Origin of the sequence: Methylomonas sp. MS20 (assembly GCF_050275925.1) — a bacterium.
Lineage (GTDB): Bacteria > Pseudomonadota > Gammaproteobacteria > Methylococcales > Methylomonadaceae > Methylomonas > Methylomonas koyamae_A.
On the sequence record NZ_CP189963.1, the window covers coordinates 181,970 to 201,870 of the forward strand.

Here is a 19,901-nt window from a genome sequence, read left to right on the forward strand (position 1 = left end):
CAAGTCAGCCGGCTGCTGCCGGCCACATCATCATGGCCCGGAATCGGGCCGGCTGTTGCGCTTGCAAGTCGTACAAGCGATTGACGATTTCACCGGCGCTAACGCCAGTCGCCTTGGCTGAATCGTACAACTTAACCGCCGCTTGCCGGTATTGGCTGGCCTGCTCTGTGAAGTAGGCTTTGCTTTCTTCGGTGACCAGTTCACCACTGGTGTAATGCAGCGGATCGTTCGGCGAGGCCCCCAAGCTAATCAAACCACCACCGCCTTGCCCGTCCAATAGCGGTTCGTGTGCCAGAGCGTAGGCAAATTGTTCGAAGTCGCTGGAATGGGGATTCGCCAAAGCGGCGTTGCGCAGAAAGTTTTGTCCGGCGGTTTTTTCTGTCATGAGTTGCTGGAACGTGGCGTTTGCTTGAGTGTCGGTGTTGGCTGTCAACGCTCGCCGGCCGGCGTCGCTGATGCTGACAGTGTCTTGCGTAGCGGTTTGGCTTCGCGGGCCATTATGCGTTTGCACGGTCCGCTGGGCGTTGAATGAGGTGTAATTGAACGAAAAATGGTTGGCTAAGGCTTGAATGGTAGATGTCATGGGCGTCTCCTGTGACAAATCGGCTTGCTCAAACGTGATGCAATGCCCATGCCATCTAGTGTTCGCCATGATTACCGGCGCACAGCGAGATTCCCAATGCCCGAGAAACTAAAAAACGGCAAGAATTTGCCGGAAGCCGCGTTAAAACATCTGGGCGGCAGCTTAAACTAAACCCGCGTGTCGATAGCCATCGTTTCGGCAAGCAATTTTGCTACCTCGGAAGGTTCGATAGCCGGATTTTGCTGCATCTTAGCGATTCCGGATAAGCGCGACATCTGCTCGATGAGGTTAAGACTAGCGTCGGCCGAATGCAGTAATGCCAGTTGATAGGCTGCCATGATTTGTTTGCGCTCGGTTTTACTCAGATGCTGCCACGGTTGATCGGAGGCATTGTTTGGGACGTTGGCCCCGGCGTCCCATTTGGCGCCTTGATAGGGATGATCGATACGGTACAAGGCTTGAACCAAGCCTGGGTCGGACGGGATAAACGATTGCCTCGCTTTATCGGTCGATTGGCTATTTTGCGAGGTCAGCGCGGGAATGAATTTTTCCAATGCTTCAAAGCTAACGGCGTGCGTCAAACCACTGATTTGCGGGTTCAGCAAATAGGCCAAAAAACCTTTGTCGATGTCGGTGGATTCTATTGAGGGATTGGTCAATATCCGTTTGACCTGCTCAGCGTCTTGAGGATTGTATTTGCCTACCCAAGGATTACCTTCCGCGTCATAGATACCTGATTGGCCGGCGATCTCCCCGGTGTTATTACCCGTCGCCTGTAGGAAGCGGTAGTTTGCCAAATCAAACGCAAAATTATCGACTTGTTCCAAATCCATGCCGCTGGACTGCGCATACTCGTAGGCGCGTTCCATCAGCTTTCTGTCCGACTGCGTAAGGAAACTGGCGGAATTACCGCTCAGGTTATTGGTCGTAAACACCGTCGCGACCTCGGGGGTGGCGTTCGGATCACTAGTGTGGAATAACCTCGACAAAAGCATTGCATGCCCGCTAAAAGTCGCCGTGTCAGTGGTGCTTTTGGATGAAGCCGAACTGTTGTTGCCTTGTTTTTCAGTCGGTTGCGAAGCACTTCGTTTCTGCGAAATGGCCGAAGGAGATGCTGCAGTGTTCGATACATTAATGCTGGTCATATACATTTCTCCAATTTCGAGAAAAACTCTAACTACATAGTTTAGCGGCAACAGGTTCTTTTTTTAAATACGTCAACAAAGGCGATACGCAAAAAATACGCATCGCCTGTACACAAATTAATAATGATAATTGACCGTAACGGAGTCGGTTCTTGAGTTTGCTGTTGCGGGGTATCGTCGACATAAGACTATTGACAGGCGTATTGGCATTTTCCTGACGCAGTGGGTCAGCAGGGTGTGCAAGTTGGCGCAGTTGGTGTGCAACTTATAGCATTGTAATCGTGCAACTAATGCTGCCAAGGGTGTGCAAGTGGAAGGTTTTTTCGCAACAAGCAACATAGCACCGTGGCCATGACCGGAACGATGAGTTTTTTTTCGGGTCGACCGCAACTCAAAAATCCCGAATGGGTGGATGAAACCCAATTGGGCCGGGTGATACCGGTTTATCCAGGAAAACCTCGCGTCATCCATTCCGCTAGGGTATTCGAGACGATGCAAACCCTGTTGCCGGAGGCGATACCGGCCTGTGCTCAAAAGCTGTTGGAGGATCTTAATTGGAGCGTGGCCGAAGAATCGGAAAAAATCGGCTTGGTACTCAACGGCAATGGGGATAGTAGGCTTTCCGCCTTGTTAACTGCCATCCATCAGCCGGAGACGGTGGAATTAGGCGGCAAAGCGATTCAATTGCTCAAGCTGGTGGCGACAGGCCATGTATTGAGTCGTGCGAAACGTGAGGCACAACGGCCAGTGAATGGGCATGCGGCCATACCGATCGCCCCGGCGTTGCCCGCTAAATTGTTCTCGGAAGCCGCCCTAACGCCCACCCCGGAGCAGCAAGCAGTGGTCGAGGATATTTGCCGAGACTTGCGTTCGAACACCCCGATGAACCGCTTGTTGTCCGCCGACGTGGGCTTCGGAAAAACCTATGTGGCTGCCGCCGCTGCGGCCGCGGTTTTTCGATCCGGCGGCACGGTAGCCTGGTTATGCCCGAATCAGCCGCTCGCCGTGCAAACGCAACAAGCCATTGCTGGGTGGTGGCCGGATCTCGAACCGGCCTTGATCCTCGGCAACCAAGCGCAAACGCCCTGCACAGCGCGCTTTATGGTGGGTACCACGGCACTCTTACACCGTCTGCCGCCAAATAAGCAAATCAATTTTCTGGTTTGCGACGAATCGCAGAAGTTCGGGCTCGCTCAAATTCGGTCACTAATCGGCGAGCACACCCATTTTCTTAACTGCACGGCGACCTGTATTCCGCGAACGGCGGCGTTAGTGGCCTTTGCCGGCATGGCCGTTTCCTGCTTAACCAAACCCCATGTCGATAAAACCGTTAAAACCCGATTACTAACCAAAGCGCACCGCATACCGCTGTTCGAATCACTTAAGCGTACTATCCAGACTGGCCATCAAGCCCTGGTCGTCTACCCCTTGGCGGAGTCGTCCGCGCAGTTGGCCAAAGACCGTAAATCGGCCGAGGGGGCCTTTGCGCTATGGGATGCGGTTTTTCCAGGCCGCGTGCGCTATATCCACGGCCGTTTGTCGGATCAAGACAAACTGAATGCCGTGCAGGCGATGCGGGACAACGACGCCGACCTGCTTATCAGCACCACGGCGATCGAGACCGGTATCGATTTACCACGACTACGCCACGTGGTCATCGTGCATCCGGAACGGCTTGGCCTCAATACCTTGCATCAAATTCGCGGCCGGGTGGCCAGGGCCGGCGGGTTCGGCCGCTGCGATTTGTATTTACCCAAGGACCTTGAGCCGGACTCGTTAAAGCGCCTGGAGATTCTGGTGCGCTATACCGATGGCTTCGACGTTGCTCGAGAAAACATGCGATTACAAGGCATTGGCGACATTGGTTCGTCCGGCCTGGCGCAGTCGGGGCAGACTGAAAGCTTCATTCCTGGCCACAAGATTAATTTCAAAGAAATTCACTGGGTGTTAAACCGTTGGTCAACGTGAGGTATCGATGTTTCCGGACTATCAAGCTGAAATACTAAAAGAAGATGCAGGCCAGAAATACCGTCCCAGCAACGGGATGGAAGGGGATCTATTCATGTCGGAATATTGTTGGCGGTGTCAATTGGAAACGCATTGCACAATTCCAGGCAAGACTGCCCTGTATCAAATCGAGGAGGATGATTATCCTGCACAATGGCAAATTGGCAGTGACGGACAGCCGACGTGTACCGAATTTTTAAAACGGAAAGATAGCTTCTGAGGCAGCAAGGATTATCGAGGACAGCATAAGGCGTGCATCAAAATCGCCAGCCTGCTAGTTACCTAGGCTCAATACAAATACCGATAGCATCAAGGTTATGGTGGGAAATAACGTCCAGCCATAGCGCATGGCGAACAATATGGCAACTATCAAAGAAATCGGCGCGACTCTTTTCAGTTTAGAAATTGTATTCTGATTCATCAGTCCTTCTCTCTATTCATTGAAGGTAATTTGGCCTATTACCACGAATGATGTGGCCTTTATCATCGATGCGCCCTTCCTGGCGCAAGGTTCTAATGAGCAAGCTCCGCAAATAGGCATTCATCGCAATTTTCCGGTTTTCGTCGGTTAGATCGGTCATGTCAAGCTTGCAATTGCGGCCTTTTTCTTGGCACAAATCAGCCCGGATTTGATATTCCGGACATTCATCGAGAAACTGGTACCGATCGCCGCACAGAGCGCGCATTTGAAAATATTCGCCGGTCGTCAAAAACTCGCGTTCTCTCAGAATCTGCCCCCAGATGCGTTCGTCGAGTACGACACCGGCGGGCGGCGACTGCCGAAAACAGGGCAATTTCCCAACGGCGGCCACATCCAGATCGCCGTCGTCCAGGTAATCCCCCATATTGAACCGAAACCCCGGCGTATACGGCGAATAAGTCCGCCAAGGATAGCGGCTATGGGTCGGATATCGGGGGGTCACCGCATACAGGCTATCGGCTCGTTCCCGGCAGGCCGCGTAATTCTTTGCCTTATCGTCGGCATCGGGTTTTAGCGTAATATGCGACGCGCAACCGTTTAGACCCAGCCAGACGATCACGCCGATCGACACCAAGAACGTGCGGCGCCTGATCATACCTCGGTCTTTACGCGTATCGGGACCCATTGCACCGCGCATTGACCGGATATCTCATATCGCAAACTCTGCTTTGTCCCGCCCGGCCTCCAGCAATGCCTGCATCCATTTTGGCGCCACGCCGCGACCGGTCCAGGTTTGAGCGGCATTGGCCGGGTTACGGTATTTGGCCGCGACCTTACTGTTGCTGGCGATCGAACCCTTGCCGGAAATCTCGATCAATTCCACGGTGACGTTAATTGAATCGGCCAACGCGCGGATTTGACGAATCACATCCTTGCGCTTCTCGCTGATTCTCGCCTGGAGTTCTTGATTCGCGTTTTGAATAAGACGGGTTAATTCAGCTTCCGATTTACTTTCAAGTTCAGACACAGACATTACATTTCCTTAGATCGATAACAGTTAAAAAAACAGATTGCATGTTGCCACAATCCTTTCAAAGCGGAAAAAGCCTAGCAAAATATTCCCACTAATAAATAGCCTCTTTTTTGTTTTGCGCTGAGTAACTCATTTTTAGCCGTGACCGCTTCCTCTTCCGAACGATACCAGTTAGAGCGCACGGTGCCAGGCGATCCCACCCGGCCCCACTCGCGCACCAACGACCAATTGTCAAAAATACCGGGCGAAACCGTCAAGGCATAGAATCGATGAATGTTTGATTCCTCATCGTGGCGTTCCATGTAAATATCGCACATTAGAAGTCTCAATGATACAAAAAATGGGATTCATAATATACGACAAAACAAACCAATAGTCATTTGTCTCGAAAGGATTTACACGATATTAATCGGTATCTGCGAGCCTTTTGTAATATCAAGATAAGCTCCTTGCCAGTTTAATCCACCTTGTCTGACCAAGCCCCAAATCAATTGCATCGCCACATTGGCGATCGCCCGGTTAATCGGTAATTCTTGGCTGGCTAATGCTTCTTCCATACTGCAAGACGGCGTATTGTGATCCTCCATGCCCTCCAATTCCGGGTGAAAATCGAATACGGATGGCAACGTGATGGGATTCTCGGTGTGATGCGATAAACGACCTAATATCACTTGCCCAGTATGCGACCCATTCCCGGTATCCAACCAAAGCGTTCGACAATATTTCGAACGGCACGCTTGGCTCAAATCGGCTCTAAATTGCGCCACGTCCACGCAGGTAATTACTAGATCGAAGGCTTCCGGCTTATCGTGTCCGATACCAAACATGTCCGGGATACCGACCCAATCCTGGCCGTACAAAAAATTAATCCGCTGGATGGTTAATACCGCCTTGTTATGGCCCAAATCGGCCGGGTAGAACGCTTGCCGGCCGATATTGGGCCGCTCGACCCGATCGCCGTCCCACGCGGTGACATGGAAACCTTCATGGCCTAATTCGCGAATCGCATAATCGATGCGAGCTAAACTGGTCAGCACTTCCGATCCGGTGCCGCCGATACCGATCAACGCGATTTTCACGCGCTTATCCAACCAGTCCGTCGGCGTATAAAAATTAAAATGCGTTTGACTCATAGTGACCCCATAAAATCGTCCTGCGAATGGTCAAAGCCATCGCCTTTGTCATTGGAACAGCGATCTGAAATCCACGCCATCGAAGAAATGACCGTTCACGTTCATTCGGGAGGCGTAGCTTTTTGGCCCCTGGCAGTGGCCGATCACGCCGGCCACGTAAAAGCCTTGTTGGTCGGATAGATCGTCGGTTTCGGAGAAGTACGCGGGATGGAGTCCGTGCGAATGCACGTCCATAACGAGCACGGCGTGGCGGGGTATCCGATTGCGATACGACACATGCCCCGATCCCACGCTGAGGATCGCCGGCTCGAACAACACGTAGCGCTGCTGAACAACATCCCAAATCACCCAGCCCGCCCATTCGTTGGGGCACGCCGATGCGGCCTTGTACTCGATGGTTTCCAATATCGGTCTGGGTAATGGCCCGTTTCGAAGCCGAATCCCTCGTTCACCCAGCGCACCGTAGGGCAATGGGATGATCGAGCGGGCCACCGGGAGCCTGACTTCGAGCGCCTCGTTCACCGCTTCCAGCACCACGCCTTCCTGGCCCATCACAAAGCGGTGCTTGCCCAGCGCCGGCGCCGGCAGCTTGTCACCGAACAGCGGTTGCAGATAGGTCGGCGTTTCGCCAAATAAAATCCGGTCGCGCGGATCGGTTAAATAGGTATCCGTTGTCATCGTTGGCGATCTAGGCGTGTCGGCTGATGAAGTCCGTGACGGACAGCTTGAGCGGATTTAAGACGCGGTTCGGGAATCGCTCCGCCGGTTGCCGGGCCAAGTCCGACCAGAATCCAAAGGCGTCCTTGGTTTCGACCACCCGCTTTGGCTGCCCTGTTTTCAGACTGTGCGGATGATTAACGTGGGTGAAGGCCGATTCGAACATCACCGCTTCCCAGGCCGGTAAGCTACCGCCATCGCAATAGCCCGGCAACGGCGCATTACCGGTACACACCCTACCCTGTTGGTCGACATTCATCAGTGGTGCATGGTAAAGCTTCGAGCCGGCGGCGACCGGCCGGCGACTGGCGAGCGCAGCGACCGAGAGCTGTCCATGACTGTTCGCCACCATCAGCAAGCGCGGCCAAGGCACCCTCAGCGTTTGCGGCGACAAGCCTACCGGCTTAAACAACATGGGCCGCACCGCCGCCGGCGTGGTCCAGGCGATATGGGTATGGCTGACCGATACCACCGACGCGGGCAATAATTCCGCCTTCCTGGCCGTTCGATTCAGGATTTCCCGAAGCAAATTTTCCAGGTCGTTACGGCCCATTAACTGGCCGGCGCCCACGGTCGGCTGGCCGTCGCCATCGTTAAAAAAATCGTGCGCAGAGGCGATCAGTTGGCTTGTGCCGTTGCTATAGGGGTCTGCCCCCTGGTGTTTCAACTCGTGAATGACGATGGCGGTCCACGGTTGAATCCAGGCGGACGGTTCGACGCAGTGTGCAAAAAATTCAGTCATCGTAATCTTGCTGTGTGAGTTCAATGATTTCGGCCAACCGCAGTAAACCTCGCGCTTTAGCCAGTATCCTGAGTTTCTCAACGGTCGCGTTTAATGCAAGCGGGTCTACCACCATGTGACTCATCGGCGTTTCGCCGGCATTGGCAATATCTTCGTACAGCTGAGCGACGAGTTCTTCCTCCCAGTCGAAGCCAAAACCCACCGCATGACTGATGCCAATCCCGCAATCGCTATAAAAGAAATCAGCCTCGAAGATCGAAAACTCGGGCGGATGGCGCCGCTTAATGTTTTCGACAAACCGACTAAAAGCCAGGGTTTCGGCAATGAACGGCCACCAGGGGTGGTCGACATAGGCGGCTTGCGTTTTATGGGCTTTAAAAAACCGGCGTATCCCTTTCAAATCGGGTATGTCGCCGAAGGCCTGTTCGGGGTTGTGTTCGATGATCTGCCGTAGCAAGCCGATACGCTCTTCCAAATAATCGACTTCATCGGTGATTTCGTTGAACGGCGGCCGACCTTCTTCGAGAAACCGCTCGGCCAGCTCCCGATCGCTGCCGGCCTCGCCGGCATTGAACGCGTTTTGCAGTGCGGTCAGTTCCTCGTCGAGATAGAATCCCACGCCGGTCCGCTGAATGTCGCTGGTACAGAGGCCGATTCCGCCGGCTTGTTGGATATAGCGAAGACAGCCAATCACCACCTTCGCCCAATCCAGCGCTATCTCGACCAAATTCAACGGTGTGAAACGCGGATTGACCGCCAATACCAGATCGACCTGCTGATGGTGACGCCCGTCACTCAGGGAGCGATCCCGGAATTCGAAGCCGATCGTTTCGAACGCCTCGTCATCCTCGCCGACCACGGCTTGAGCGAGCGCGTTAAGCTGCCCATCGATCCGCTGCAAGCTTTCCCGGTATAACTCGGTGATGGCCGACGGTCCGCCGGCAAAACCGGTGTCAATCTCGTCGAGCGAAACCACCCCCATTTCGTGCGCCAATAGGATTGCCGTGCTGTACACCGCTCTGTTTTGCCGGAATAACGCGATCGATTGCTGTTCGACCATCTCGCCGGCCAGCGCGGGTAAATCGAAGTCCAAACGGATTTCCCTGAACATCGGGTTCAAATCAGGGGCAAGGTTCGCGCGTCGACCTGGGTCAGCGCCGAGCGCTTCCCACGGTGCTTTTTCCGAAGTTGGAATAAAAAGCATGGCATCGCCTCCGGTGTCGGGTTGTCGTCGGTCGTTGCCGCTTCGCTGGCCCACTGGCGCAACGTGGCGAGGTGATCCGCCTTAGCCTTTGGTCTTAACGTCATGGGTCTTGATGGGAAAGTGCAATTCCTCACCGATCAGTTGCGGGTCGCCCAGCTCGGCATGGGCCAGATGCGGATAGGCTTTTTCATAAAGCTTGACCGCCTCGGCGGGCGCTAACGTCGGGTCGGGGTCCGCCAGTCGGATAGCGCCCATTTTAAAGACGCGGGTCGGCCTGATAACGATGGCATCGGTCATGTCGGTTTACCTCAGAATAAGCTTTTGCTAGCGGTTGAAGAATGGGCACCGACCGCCGCCGTGCCGTTTTCGCGCGTCTCGGCGGTGGCTTCGGTGGACTGGGCCTCCCCAGCCGTGCTCGGCGCCGCCAACGTTGTTGCCGTTTTCCCGGCTTCTTTGATCCGGGATAGCGCCTGACTCAACGCTGTTTTGCCGTCCGATACCCCGCCCACGTATTGCAACAAAGAGGACGGAAACTCCCGGTCCAGATTCGCGGCGGTATCGGTGACGCATAGCGGCATCGACAGTGCGGCTCTGACCTGTTCCAATTGCGGGTCGTCGATCGCGGGTTCCGGTCCCTTGAAACAGGGTTGAATTAATACCATCAAACGATCGCCTTGCCGGCGGATAGAGAAGTCGACGCGTTCCCCATCGCCCAAAATTGCTTCGAACTGTGCAAACATGGTTAAACCTCTAATTCAGGGTCGAATGTGTAGCCAGGATGGGCGATGCGCTCGTCATCGAACCAGTCCAGCTCAGTGGTATCGTTGGTCGCCTGCAACCCTAAAGCATCAATGGTTGTCGTGACCGCGTGCGTGGCGTTGGTAACGGCGACGGATTTATCCTCTCCCAGGAATTGGATAACGCAAGCCGGGACGAATCCGGCAAAGTCATAGCCGCAACTGAATACCTCATCCAATATCTCGCCATTTTTCTGTTTCATCAGATTGGCGAAGGTGTTTTTCTCGTTGAGGCCTTCGTAATATCGGACAAACCCCACCCCGTTGCCATTGACCGCTTCCCGTAGCAAGCCCTCCATCCCCGCTTTGGTAAAGCCACTGAGAAACTCGCGGGTCACGATAAAGGCCTCCTGGAGCGCAATTCCCATAAACCGGCATACCCCGGCCGAACCCATCGCCCACCCTTTGCTCATTGTGGTATTCGTCCGCTCATGCTGTCCCAGCAAGTGCATCAGCATTCGCTCGTTGAAAGCCATCGCTTCTTCAACGCTCAGACCACCGAAGGCGTCGATGAAGTCGCGTAGGTTGCCGAACATTGGCCAACTCGCTTGCGTCGTTGCGGGAACGGCCGGCAAGGCCTCCTTGGGAAAGGTGCTTTGTATCAGTCGGTACAAGGCAAAACTGTTGACCAACAACTTTGCATGCCGATGTTGGCCGATGTGCTGGGCGCCGGTATCGCGGAAGAAACCTTCGATGTATTCGAGCACTTTACCCGGCGGAGCGGCGCTGGTTGCGGTGGCTGGCTTTTTAGCCGGATCGTTTGGGTCCGGGTGACCCGCCCCGGTCGCTACGTTTCTGGCCGCCTGAGCGCCTGCCACGGCCTTGGAGGAAGTCGGCGGTAACAGGCTTTTCTGATAGTGCTGAACTTTTTGAGCGTGGCAATCCAGCTCAAAACAACAATCTTCGGTGACCTTCCCCGGTGAATCGGGGTTGGTCGACAGCAACGCCCCGAAATGTTGGCATTGGCGGCAACCGGTTTCCAACTGTGTTTTGCCGACCCCGGTTTGGCCCAATTGCATGACGACCGTGAAGCTGTGGGCCGGCTTTTCGGTGTCGACGAACACGGCCGCGAACCGGTCTTGCAGATCGCGCTTTCCCATTTCAACCGTGTCCTGAATTTTTTGGTTGAAGCAATCCGGGTTGGCGCATCGGCCTTCTTCAACATGCTCATCGAACAACGTCGCTTGCAAACGCGAATTGTGATGACAGGCCGCACAGTCGGCGGTATCGAAAATCGCGCTGGCCAACGGTCTGGCAAATTGGCTAAGTCGCACTTTCAGTTCGGCCACCGAATAGTGATGCTCGAGCAATTTCGCCAAGGTGGCATTTTGAAAGTCGGTAGGCAATTGGCTGAGTAGCTCGGCATGGCCCAGTTTAATCGTCCGTGCCGTCAGGGCATTCAAGACCTCTGCGGAGGCGTGTAACAGCAGCAACCTCCCCTCGAACTTTTGAGCGGACCACCCTAACAACCGTAATGCTTCCGCTCTATCGCCCCCGCAATCGCTCAGCACCTGTCTGGCGGCGATCGCTTCCTCCCCTGGACTCATATCGGCTCGCTGGGTGTTTTCAATGGTGGCCAGCAGCCGTGCCTGCTTGTCATCCAGGTGGCGTACCACGGCCGGAATGTCGGACAGTCCCGCCGCGACGGCGGCCCGATACCGCCGCTCGCCGGCCACGACCCAATATGTGTCCCCGCCCGGTTTCGGTCTGACAATCATCGGTTGCAACACGCCTTCGGCTTTAATCGATGCGATTAATTCCTGCATTTCCTTGTCGCAAAAATAAACTCTGGGATTGAACCCCTCTTGGATTGAAATACTATCCAGCGGTAAATAGGTTAAATTCGGTAATTGGGTCGCTTTGGATTTTGCGCTTGCCATTGGTCTTCTCCTATTGCATGAATTAAGGCGGTCAGTGCATTTCACGAAAAAAACATCGCACGGATAATTGAATATGCAATAGCCAAAATGCCGGTATTAATTTATGGATACGAGGACTACATCGAATCTACGCGTTGGAAAGATCAGAGCGATACACCTTCAGGGTAACGATAACTTTAAATATTAATTTTCTGTTGTTTTAACATTCACCGATGGTAGTTCGTATACATATGAACATGGGGAAATAGAGACTCTCACTAAAGATAGTGGACACGGTGCCTGGGGTGTTACGAAGAATAAATAAGCAATAAGTTGAAAAGGCCGATTTTGCGGCCTTTTTTGCCTCTTCGTACAACTGAAAGATCTTAGCGTACTATTTTTTCCTAATTATGCGACGACAAAAAGTAGAATTAAACTTAGTCGTTTAATCCGATGGTTTTTGTGCCAAACACTCAAGGCAAAACTGCACGGTATAGGGCGCCTCAAGCGCCGACGCTGACTCACGATTAGCTAGGTATTTTCGTATCATGCGATCGCTGATGCCTATTAACTCGGCAGTTTTACGCTGGGTTAGTCCGGCGCGAGCGATTAGTTCGCGCAGGTATACTGGATCTGGGTTATGGGTTTCGGCATTTGGGGTCATCTTCCCAGCGCCTCCATCTTGATTGAATTCGCCAATTCATCTGGTTGCTGCTGCATCCATCTTTTCATTCGGTATTCACCTTCCCGTTTTCCAGGAGTGGTCGCCAACTGCTCTTGAACCGCCGACAGGAACGCCAGCGTCATTCCTTGCGACATCGTGACGGCTCGGATTGCCCTTAGAATGCCATTGTCGTCGACGGCGTGTAGATCGATAAGCAACCGCTGTTCAACGTTGTCGATGTTGTGCAGTTGTAGCTCTTCGGTGGGGATCAGCCGGGCGTCGAATGGCGCATCGAATGTGAATAATGGCTGGCCGTCCTTGCCGTAAAACCGGAACAGCCACAACAATGCGCCGTCTAGGTACTTGAACCCGGCAGTGATCATCCCGCCACGGAAGGACTGCTCCTCGGCGCTGGTCATGCCGGACAGTGCGATCAGCAAGCGGTTTCCGCCCGATCGGAGAAAATCCGCCACGGCGGCGTCTTGCTTTGGGTAGTCGAGCGGGTAGATTTGGCCGCGTGAGAAAACCGTCATATCAAAATTCCTTCAATCCAGTTTCGGTGCATGCGATTAAAAATTGAGTGGTCCCGGCGATCGCAATAGTTGCACCACAGCCATCGTCCATCAATTCTCGATATTCGTGCGCAGTCAGCGGCGGATAGTATTCGCGCCACAGTATTTTCTTAAATGCGCAATTCGGCTCTCGAACGTTGCCGAGCGCTTCCACGACTTTGCGATGTGCGATCGATGCCGGGTATTCACTTGGGTGCTTGCGCTCAATCAGCGACAGCACGGCATCGCGCAAAGAAGCAAATTCCCAAATCTCTTTGTCCCTGCCGAAAAGATACATGTGAAACGAATGGGCAATCAACCCATCAAGTTTCCAGTCGGCCAGTGGCGCAAATTTCCAGCCGGCCAGCAATGGCGCCGCCGCCTCGAAATCTTCCATCGTGATCGATCCGTCATAAAGACGGGTTCGAAGCATCTTGCGAAGCTTTCCGGTCAATGCGCAAATCTGGCAGTTGGTGTCGCGCCAGTTTTGACCATCCTGGGCCTTTAATCGCATGATCTCAGCGACTACCGGCGCTACCGGAACCGAAAACCGGCTCGGTTTGGCAATGGCTTTAGGCTTTGCGGGCCGGCGGCGACGTTCTGGCCGGTAGTCGGCGTCTGAGTGATGCGCATCGCCGTACCATTCGGCGCTGCGGCGGCGTTGTTCTTCGACTGTCAGCGGTTTTTCTTCGAACATGGCTGCTCTCCAATCAATCAACAGGGTGATATTTGTCTTGTCATTAATCGATCCATGCCAAACGATGTTCGCCGGTATCCATTACAAGTAGCTCCCTGCTTCCTGGGTGTTCAAAAACCTCGATAACGCCAAGGCTAGTTATTCTTGATTTGACGTGTTTGTGATGGGATTTAAAATTATCAATAGAGTCGCGTGTGGTCACTATTTCAGCTGTGATCTTATCGATAAGATCATCCGGGATGTATTTGTAGCCAGCGTCCTCATTGATTGCGTTAATCATTAATTCTTCATTCATGTCTGCTCTCCAATCAATCAACAGGGTTGATATTTATCGGATTCTTGTATTGTCAAGAATCTTTTTGACTTACAATTAGCCGCAAGGTAATCGCCATTTTCGTTTTTATAAGACTCAAAATCACGAACATAAATAGCGGCCTTTCCCCCGAAATTAAAAATATAATAGACCGTGAATTCTTTACGGTCAGTATATTTATTTTCGTATTCAGCAGATTTAAACGCATTAACAAATAATCCATCATCGAAAATTGGATGCTCAAAAATATCTACCAATCCAGTTGCTTTTAGCCAATGGATTGCGTGATTCGGGGTCTCGAATATTTCCGCGTTATCACTATCCGAAATTGATAGTGATACGGTGCCGTGAAAATTTGTTTTGTTGAATGTTTTCATGACTATGCCCAACCCGCCGGCGCCGTTGTTAAAACGTTGTGGCCTGCGTCGATTTCGTTGGCGATATTTTCAGAAATATGAGCTGGCGACATCCTCAGTTCTTCTGTGTGAATCCAGCCGCAGCTTGAAATCCCAACATGAAAACTTGCATTTTTGCCAGGTTTACTGATGCAGGTCACCATCGCCAGGCCTCCACGGCCTTCGTCCGGAAAATAATACGGCAGTTTCCCGCCCAATTTAAACGGGCAGCGGTACAGCACCGCGTCGTCATCCGCAAAATGCGTGATACATTCGGTTATGTCGTAGGCAATGCTTCCGTCTACAGCGAATTCCTGGCGGCCTTTTTTAACGAACACGTCGATTTCTCCGGTAGTACCGTATGGCAATTTTTTTTCAATGGCATGATCGGCTTCGAACGCGTTCACTGCGTCCATGCTCATTCCGTAATCAATTCCTGGCTGAACTCTGGCGATAATTGCTCTGATACGCTCGAATTCAGGCCGAGCCGCCTCTACGATTTCCATGGCAATTCTTGCGCCGAACATCTTTGCCAATTCTTTTTTTAGGTAGCTATTTTCGAGATCGAAATTCATCATTTCAACCGAAATGGTAGTGATCCCGTTATTTGGGGCCGCTTGCTTCAAAAATTCTATGATGTTCATGGTTACCTCGCTTTCGCTGGTTGTTGCGCCGCCCATCCGTGGTGGCTTGTTAAAATGACTCACTATTGATAAACGACGACGTACCCGCCGGCCGCGCCGTTAGTTTCCATCGCTAACTTAGCGCAAATTGATTTCGCGCTTTCCTCATCAATCCATTCTGATGAAAAATTTCCACCGTCCGCCTCAACGCCTATCGCTGAGTATCCTCCGTCGCGGTTTGGTTCTGGGACCCATGCAACTCTAGCTTTTACTGCGCACATGACTGCTCTCCTGATTATCTTACCGGGCCAGTCCCGAAGAGTTGGAAACAGAATAGGACTATAGTTCCTATTTGTCAAGACGAGGTCGAGTGTGATTTTCAAATTCAAAATTGGATCGAGGCCTGTGATTCCACTCACAATCCACTACTGTTTTCGATAGAATTTCACGAATAAAGAAAACCACGCGGGAAAACTATAAACGGCTATTTGCATTCAAAGGTTTGGAATCAGATCGGTTCCTATTTTTTAAACCATGTCGTTTTGAGAAAAACATCGTTGGATCATCAATGCGCACAGCAAGACGTTCCGTGCAAAATCTGGTTGAGAGCAGTGCTCGTTATCAGCACTCAAAAGATAATATCCACTCTACTTTATGCGCCGTACTCAAGCAGTTGCAAAACAGCGTGCAGTTCCTCAATAGTAAGTTCGCCGTCGATTGTTGCCGTTCCTGCATCTTCATCAATAATGATCTTTGCATCCGATTGCTCTAGAATTTGTTTTGCTTCTTGATGTGTCATGATTGGTGCTCCCGCGCCTACACACTGTTACAGCCCAGACTCAATTTGCTGACTCAATATTCGTCGGCCACCATGAAAACCCGATCCGCCCAATAGAACAATCGCCGCCCGACGTTCGGAGTAGAGCACGCCACGGCGGTCTCCATCACCGCTCGACCCTCACCGTCGGTCACCGACCATTGCGCCAGTCCGGCGCCGTAAACCAACTCGATTCTAAGCCAGGGATACTGTGCGGAGAGGGGTAACAGATCAGACACCACCGCCGCCAATAGTCCGGTTAAGTCGGTCGTTTCGATCCAGGCTTTTACGCCGGCGGTGACCCGCACAGGTTTGAAGTTGCCGACACAAAACCATCCGCCGTCGTCCGGCGCGGAATGCAGCGTTACCACGCCGATGATCGTGTCGGTCCTCATACCTCGCACAAGGCCGGTTGCAGTGGATCCCAGATCAGCGACGGGGTTCGGCTCTCGGCGATGATGTCACGCAGCGCGGCGGTTGATTCGTCATGGGCAGCGGTGTCGACCACGTAGACCGCGCTAGGCGTGTCGGTATCCACCAGCACCGCCGCCGCCAGCGGTTTTGATCTGGCCAGGTTGTAGCGTAAACATTTTGAAAATGAACGGCCGTGAGCCACCAAATAGTCAATCAAAGCCAGTTCCTCGGCCGTCTCGAACGGAATCCACTGCGAAGAAACATTCATCAGACTGAGCTGGTCGATTTCCGGATAGCCACCCAGACGAATCGAGAACGTGGCAATGACCATCAGACGGCTGGCCTCATTACCCCGCCACAACAACCATTCCGTATCGAACTGCTTGAGTACGCGCTTGTAGGTCTGATCGTTCAGATAGAACGGGTACTCCGGCAGATGTTTGATGATGAGCTTTTGCCCGAATCGGGCCGGCTTGACCTCCTTGAGTTCGCCGATCAGCACACGAAAGCGGTTGAGGTTGTCCGGATACGCCAAGTCCTTGGCGATTCGGGCGTTGATCTCGTCCTTTTTGTCCAGGCTGAAGGTTTCCGGGATAAACACCAACCGATCCAAGGCCGTCGCTTTGGCGACTTTGCCTGCACAGGCCTCGAGTAGAGCTTTGCGCAGCCCATACCAATTGCGCCGGGAATCCGCCGCCGGCGTCCAGCGCTGCCAACCGCTTTGTTCCCACAGATAATGCAGCAAACCGCGCAGGCCGAGCTTGGCCTCGGACGCCTTGATGCTAGTCGGCTTGGTCACTTCCTCGCCCTCGACAGGCGCGACCGGCGTTCGGCTTTTACCTGGCGCCAAACGAAAATCGAATTTCAATTGGGTGATGCCCGTATCGAGATTTTCCTTAATGGCCGATCCGTATACCTGGCCCAGACCGGATAATTCCGCCGGCGGTTCGTAAGAATCACAACCCGGATGATGCCGCTCGCCGGAATTGGGCATCCGTTTCAGCCAATAGCGGTCGTAAGCAAAGGCAATATACAGCTCGACACCCTGAGCGGTACATAAACACAACGGCCGTTGTTGGTTGGCGTAGGCCTGTTTCAAGATCGTCTGGAGGCGGCCGTGGTCCTCGGTGAATTCGATCGTTCCGACGCGATAATGACTCATGGTACTTCCTCAATGATCGAACGGTCGGCAGCGTCATCGGCGTAGTGGCCGGTACCGCACACCGGGCAAGCAACATCCGGATGGTGGTAACCGGGATCGCAAAAAGGGGGTTTGACTCGACGGATCTTGAAGGGCGGGGTCTCGCCGGCCGATTCGGTCTCGGCGCCAGGCTGTTTAGCATGTTCCATTGGGCTCATCGAACCGTTCCTCGAGGCCGTCGATAGAAGTGCATCCCATGAAACATGGGATGCGTTGGTAAGTTACATTTTCAAGTGATCCAAAATCAGATCACGCATTTCCAGGTAATCGACCCCTTCCGATTCGCAACAAGCGCGAAACGAAAACGGCGTCAGGTCCTCGCTCATTAACCATTCCCGAGATTCCGACTTTTCTTTGGCCGAAACCCGTCCGTCATTGAGCGAACCTAACATCATCAACAGCAAGCGATACCGCAACTCGCTGAATTCCTGTTCCGTGAATTGGGGCAGTTTGTCCCAATCAATGACGAAGATATCGAACTGCTCCACGCCGGGATACACCCGCCTGGCAGTGGCTGTACGCTTTTGCATAAGCTCCTCCTAAAACACGGAGGAACCCCTAAACGGAGGATTCCCCCGTTTAGGGTTGAAATGGACGGCCCGTTGCCGGGCGTCGGTTAGATATGCTGATTTTTTTAAGAAGCCAGCGACTTCCTTGAACGTTAGCGAGAACCGTTATAGCAAAAATCGCATTTCAAACCCGCTGGCTAGATGCTTTTAAAACGCATCTTCCCAGCGGGTTTTTTCCAAACCGCAGGGCATGCCCCCCCCAAATCGCGCGCATTTCGCTATGACGCCGCCGCTTCGAGCTCCGCATCCGCATCGTCCTTCTCGTCGTCATCCAAGTCGATGCCTTTATCAATCAATACCTGCCGGGCGGAGGCCACTTCGTCGGTCTTGCCGCGTGTTCGGGCTTCCCGATAGGCTGCGGTGCGCAAACTGATGATGCGACGGGCCAGTTTCTGAATCCGTAATTGCCATTGATGTTCGGTGTCCGCGCGTTTTTCGTTCGCAATCATATTGCTCAGCCACAAGGTATCGACCAACTTCATGACGTCGTCCATTTTCAGCATCAACGCTACGAATTGCGACACTTGCGGCGAGACTATTTCGATCTCGTAGCTGCCGGGATTGCTGTACTTGGGCGTTCCGGAAATACCGTTTTCGTCTCTCAGTTTCTCCAAACGCTCGATTTCCCTGCCCAAATCGCTGGTGCAGGCTTCGATCAGCTGGGACACCGCCGCTTGCACCTGATCGATATGCTCCTTCTCGCCGATGACGTACAAAATCGTGTCGAGCATGTACAGCGCGGTGACCACCGATCTGAAGTAGCGTTGATGAACACGCTTGGTGTATTCGCTATTGAGCACCAAGGTCTGGGTAAAACTGGGGCGACTATAGAGCGTGGTTTCGGGTTGCGTTTCAGCCATGACATTCACCTACCTAACAGGAATTGAGAGTCTGCCATGCTAACGCATTTGATTTTTTCAACCCGCTGGCTAGATGCGTTTAAAACGCATCTTCCCAGCGGGTCGTTGGGTTGCATGTCCTGAATATCATGCGAAGATGGCCCCTATTTCCTAAATCATGGCTCCGCCAATGCGTAAACAATCCGATACCTATGCCCAGGCGTACGAATGCTGCGATATCGTCTTGATGGAAGATGGCCGCTTTCCGACCATTGAAGCGATTCGCGATCGAATCGGCGTGAATAGTCCGACCGTGATCAGCCGGGCGATCAAAGACTGGACCGTGCATTTTGTCGACAAGCACCGGCAAGCCTTCGAGCGGCCGGATATGCCTGCGGTGTTGGTGGATGCCGCCACCTCGCTGTGGCAACTGGCCTTGAAGGAAGCCGATAAAACCTTCGACGAACAGCGCCAAGCATTCGAACAAAACGCTGCCAGCGATCGGGCACTGGTCGCCGAACTGCAACAACAATTGGCCGCGCAGCAAGCTCAATGGGCGGCGGAGCGCGCGCAACTGAACCAACACAACGCCGAACTACGGCAAGCCAATACCGAATTATCGACCTCGCTGGCCGATGCACGGCTATCCATCAGCCAGACAACTGCCGAACTGGCGACGACTCGTGAGGCCTTGTCCCGAGCGGAAGGCAGCTTAACGGCAGCCAATGCGGCGCTTCAGGCGCAAGAAGCCTCCTGGTCGGATCGCTTCGAACAACAGCACGGTTGGCACTTGAACCGCATCGAGCAGGAAAAAGACGCCGCCCGTCAGGAACACGCCAGGACCATTGCGACGCTCGAGCGCGCGGCGGAAGAGTCCAGATTAGAACGAGCCACCGCTCAGGCCCGGATTACCCAGTTGATGCAACAACTCGGCGAACGCCACGCCCATCAACTCAAATGGGAGGCCGATCTCGCCCAGTTACGCGAGCAATTGGCCTTGCGAGAGGCGGAACTTCAAGCCGAAAAAGACAAAACCCGCAAGCTACAAGAGCTGGTCAAGAAGCAACGCCGTCCGGTCTCGTCAGCGCCGGACAAGGCTGCCGGATGAACCCAACGGAACTGGCGCTGGTACGGGCTGGATCCAAGGCTTAAACGTAGTCGGAAAAGGCAAGGCGCA

27 protein-coding genes are annotated in these 19,901 nt (G+C 53.2%); 3 read left to right on the forward strand and 24 right to left on the reverse strand.

Annotated features, from left to right (window positions below; all coding sequences use genetic code 11):
- Nucleotides 1-4: 4 nt before the first annotated feature.
- Nucleotides 5-583, reverse strand: coding sequence for a hypothetical protein (locus ACQE3D_RS25420; RefSeq protein WP_427551925.1), 579 nt, complete (start codon nucleotides 581-583; stop codon nucleotides 5-7).
- A 167-nt stretch (nucleotides 584-750) separates the two neighbouring features.
- On the reverse strand, nucleotides 751-1,734 hold the full coding sequence (locus tag ACQE3D_RS25425; RefSeq protein WP_427551926.1) for a hypothetical protein: 984 nt from the start codon (nucleotides 1,732-1,734) through the stop codon (nucleotides 751-753).
- 357 nt (nucleotides 1,735-2,091) lie between these two features.
- On the opposite strand from ACQE3D_RS25425, the gene ACQE3D_RS25430 reads away from it, so the two are divergent.
- On the forward strand, nucleotides 2,092-3,696 hold the full coding sequence (locus tag ACQE3D_RS25430; protein ID WP_427551927.1) for a helicase-related protein: 1,605 nt from the start codon (nucleotides 2,092-2,094) through the stop codon (nucleotides 3,694-3,696).
- Between the two features lie 7 nt (nucleotides 3,697-3,703).
- On the forward strand, nucleotides 3,704-3,955 hold the full coding sequence (locus tag ACQE3D_RS25435; protein WP_427551928.1) for a hypothetical protein: 252 nt from the start codon (nucleotides 3,704-3,706) through the stop codon (nucleotides 3,953-3,955).
- Between the two features lie 217 nt (nucleotides 3,956-4,172).
- Here the strand turns inward: ACQE3D_RS25435 and ACQE3D_RS25440 are convergent, their stop codons facing one another.
- The 22 genes from ACQE3D_RS25440 to ACQE3D_RS25545 form a co-directional block, all read right to left on the reverse strand.
- A complete protein-coding gene (locus ACQE3D_RS25440) occupies nucleotides 4,173-4,811 on the reverse strand; it encodes a hypothetical protein (protein WP_427551929.1) in 639 nt (212 codons plus the stop codon).
- Nucleotides 4,812-4,865: 54 nt separating this feature from the next.
- Entirely contained in the window at nucleotides 4,866-5,189 is a 324-nt protein-coding gene (locus tag ACQE3D_RS25445) for an H-NS family nucleoid-associated regulatory protein (protein WP_427551930.1), read from the reverse strand.
- A 74-nt stretch (nucleotides 5,190-5,263) separates the two neighbouring features.
- Nucleotides 5,264-5,491: a WGR domain-containing protein gene (locus ACQE3D_RS25450; protein ID WP_427551931.1), complete on the reverse strand. Its 228-nt coding sequence runs from the start codon at nucleotides 5,489-5,491 to the stop codon at nucleotides 5,264-5,266.
- A 93-nt stretch (nucleotides 5,492-5,584) separates the two neighbouring features.
- On the reverse strand, nucleotides 5,585-6,322 hold the full coding sequence (locus ACQE3D_RS25455; protein WP_427551932.1) for a PRTRC system ThiF family protein: 738 nt from the start codon (nucleotides 6,320-6,322) through the stop codon (nucleotides 5,585-5,587).
- 48 nt (nucleotides 6,323-6,370) lie between these two features.
- Nucleotides 6,371-7,000, reverse strand: a complete 630-nt coding sequence (locus tag ACQE3D_RS25460; protein ID WP_427551933.1) for a PRTRC system protein A — start codon at nucleotides 6,998-7,000, stop codon at nucleotides 6,371-6,373.
- A 10-nt stretch (nucleotides 7,001-7,010) separates the two neighbouring features.
- Nucleotides 7,011-7,781 carry a PRTRC system protein B gene (locus ACQE3D_RS25465; protein ID WP_427551934.1) on the reverse strand — a complete coding sequence of 257 codons (771 nt, stop codon included), beginning with the start codon at nucleotides 7,779-7,781 and terminating at the stop codon, nucleotides 7,011-7,013.
- Nucleotides 7,774-8,892 (reverse strand): hypothetical protein, encoded by a 1,119-nt coding sequence (locus ACQE3D_RS25470; protein WP_427551935.1) that lies wholly within the window; start codon nucleotides 8,890-8,892, stop codon nucleotides 7,774-7,776. The genes ACQE3D_RS25465 and ACQE3D_RS25470 overlap by 8 nt, the downstream gene beginning before the upstream one ends.
- Nucleotides 8,893-9,066: 174 nt before the next feature.
- Nucleotides 9,067-9,282: a PRTRC system protein C gene (locus ACQE3D_RS25475; RefSeq protein WP_427551936.1), complete on the reverse strand. Its 216-nt coding sequence runs from the start codon at nucleotides 9,280-9,282 to the stop codon at nucleotides 9,067-9,069.
- A gap of 11 nt (nucleotides 9,283-9,293) precedes the next feature.
- Nucleotides 9,294-9,725, reverse strand: a complete 432-nt coding sequence (locus tag ACQE3D_RS25480; protein ID WP_427551937.1) for a hypothetical protein — start codon at nucleotides 9,723-9,725, stop codon at nucleotides 9,294-9,296.
- Between the two features lie 2 nt (nucleotides 9,726-9,727).
- Nucleotides 9,728-11,662 carry a PRTRC system ParB family protein gene (locus ACQE3D_RS25485; RefSeq protein ID WP_427551938.1) on the reverse strand — a complete coding sequence of 645 codons (1,935 nt, stop codon included), beginning with the start codon at nucleotides 11,660-11,662 and terminating at the stop codon, nucleotides 9,728-9,730.
- A gap of 424 nt (nucleotides 11,663-12,086) precedes the next feature.
- Nucleotides 12,087-12,305: a helix-turn-helix domain-containing protein gene (locus ACQE3D_RS25490; protein WP_427551939.1), complete on the reverse strand. Its 219-nt coding sequence runs from the start codon at nucleotides 12,303-12,305 to the stop codon at nucleotides 12,087-12,089.
- Nucleotides 12,302-12,838, reverse strand: coding sequence for a hypothetical protein (locus tag ACQE3D_RS25495; protein WP_427551940.1), 537 nt, complete (start codon nucleotides 12,836-12,838; stop codon nucleotides 12,302-12,304). The genes ACQE3D_RS25490 and ACQE3D_RS25495 overlap by 4 nt, the downstream gene beginning before the upstream one ends.
- Nucleotide 12,839: 1 nt before the next feature.
- Entirely contained in the window at nucleotides 12,840-13,553 is a 714-nt protein-coding gene (locus tag ACQE3D_RS25500; RefSeq protein ID WP_427551941.1) for a hypothetical protein, read from the reverse strand.
- A 43-nt stretch (nucleotides 13,554-13,596) separates the two neighbouring features.
- Nucleotides 13,597-13,848, reverse strand: a complete 252-nt coding sequence (locus ACQE3D_RS25505; protein WP_427551942.1) for a hypothetical protein — start codon at nucleotides 13,846-13,848, stop codon at nucleotides 13,597-13,599.
- A 17-nt stretch (nucleotides 13,849-13,865) separates the two neighbouring features.
- The gene (locus ACQE3D_RS25510) at nucleotides 13,866-14,243 is read right to left on the reverse strand and encodes a hypothetical protein (RefSeq protein ID WP_427551943.1); all 378 of its coding nucleotides are present in this window, start codon (nucleotides 14,241-14,243) and stop codon (nucleotides 13,866-13,868) included.
- A gap of 2 nt (nucleotides 14,244-14,245) precedes the next feature.
- Nucleotides 14,246-14,905, reverse strand: coding sequence for a hypothetical protein (locus ACQE3D_RS25515; protein WP_427551944.1), 660 nt, complete (start codon nucleotides 14,903-14,905; stop codon nucleotides 14,246-14,248).
- A gap of 631 nt (nucleotides 14,906-15,536) precedes the next feature.
- Nucleotides 15,537-15,683 (reverse strand): hypothetical protein, encoded by a 147-nt coding sequence (locus ACQE3D_RS25520; protein ID WP_427551945.1) that lies wholly within the window; start codon nucleotides 15,681-15,683, stop codon nucleotides 15,537-15,539.
- Between the two features lie 53 nt (nucleotides 15,684-15,736).
- Nucleotides 15,737-16,096 (reverse strand): hypothetical protein, encoded by a 360-nt coding sequence (locus ACQE3D_RS25525; protein ID WP_427551946.1) that lies wholly within the window; start codon nucleotides 16,094-16,096, stop codon nucleotides 15,737-15,739.
- Complete coding sequence (locus tag ACQE3D_RS25530) at nucleotides 16,093-17,277, reverse strand: DUF1173 family protein (RefSeq protein WP_427551947.1); 1,185 nt, start codon at nucleotides 17,275-17,277, stop codon at nucleotides 16,093-16,095. The genes ACQE3D_RS25525 and ACQE3D_RS25530 overlap by 4 nt, the downstream gene beginning before the upstream one ends.
- Complete coding sequence (locus ACQE3D_RS25535; RefSeq protein ID WP_427551948.1) at nucleotides 17,274-17,474, reverse strand: hypothetical protein; 201 nt, start codon at nucleotides 17,472-17,474, stop codon at nucleotides 17,274-17,276. The genes ACQE3D_RS25530 and ACQE3D_RS25535 overlap by 4 nt, the downstream gene beginning before the upstream one ends.
- A gap of 63 nt (nucleotides 17,475-17,537) precedes the next feature.
- Nucleotides 17,538-17,846 (reverse strand): hypothetical protein, encoded by a 309-nt coding sequence (locus ACQE3D_RS25540; protein ID WP_281023446.1) that lies wholly within the window; start codon nucleotides 17,844-17,846, stop codon nucleotides 17,538-17,540.
- Between the two features lie 257 nt (nucleotides 17,847-18,103).
- Nucleotides 18,104-18,745, reverse strand: a complete 642-nt coding sequence (locus ACQE3D_RS25545) for a hypothetical protein (protein ID WP_427551949.1) — start codon at nucleotides 18,743-18,745, stop codon at nucleotides 18,104-18,106.
- A 169-nt stretch (nucleotides 18,746-18,914) separates the two neighbouring features.
- On the opposite strand from ACQE3D_RS25545, the gene ACQE3D_RS25550 reads away from it, so the two are divergent.
- Nucleotides 18,915-19,832 (forward strand): DNA-binding protein, encoded by a 918-nt coding sequence (locus tag ACQE3D_RS25550; protein WP_427551950.1) that lies wholly within the window; start codon nucleotides 18,915-18,917, stop codon nucleotides 19,830-19,832.
- The last annotated feature ends 69 nt before the right edge of the window (nucleotides 19,833-19,901 follow it).